The organism is Caloramator mitchellensis (assembly GCF_001440545.1).
Lineage (GTDB): Bacteria > Bacillota > Clostridia > Clostridiales > Caloramatoraceae > Caloramator > Caloramator mitchellensis.
In genome coordinates this window covers 1-607 of the sequence record NZ_LKHP01000051.1, presented here as the reverse complement: position 1 = coordinate 607, position 607 = coordinate 1, and the positions used below count along the sequence as shown (strand labels likewise).

Below are 607 nucleotides of genomic sequence, written 5' to 3'. Positions count from 1 at the left end.
AATGTTGCTTGGATTGCTTCTTTTATCCCAGATAATCCATCAACCGAGAATATCAATACATCTTCTACACCTCGGTTCTTTAGCTCATTTAATACACCAAGCCAGAATCTTGATGTTTCATTTTCGCCTATCCATATCCCTAATATATCTTTGGTGCCTTCTATTGTAACACCGAGGACTACATAGGCAGCTTTATTGATAATATGATTTTCAGTCCTTACCTTGTAATGTATTGCATCCATAAAAATGAAGGGATAAATCTTTTCAAGTGGTCTTGACTGCCACTCTTTTATTTCTGGGATTATTCTATCAGTTATTTTACTTACCATTTCAGCGGAAACTTCAATGCCATATAAATCTTTTATTTGTTCGTGTATATCTCTTGTTGACATACCTCTTGAATAAAGAGAAATAATTTTCTCTTCAATGCCTGATATATCTCTCTTATGTTTCGGGACGATTATTGGTTCAAATTCTCCATCTCTATCTCTTGGTATGTTAAGTTCCATTTCACCAAATTGTGTTTTTACTGTTTTTGAAGAATATCCATTCCTTGAATTGGAAATGTCCTTATCTTTTTTCTCATACTTTTCATATCCTAAATTAG

Annotated in this window: 1 protein-coding gene; it reads right to left on the bottom strand. The window is 33.1% G+C overall.

Annotation, left to right across the window (positions count from 1 at the left end; all coding sequences use genetic code 11):
* On the bottom strand, window positions 1-607 hold a 607-nt coding region (locus ABG79_RS12160), incomplete at both ends, for an IS256 family transposase (protein WP_152978260.1).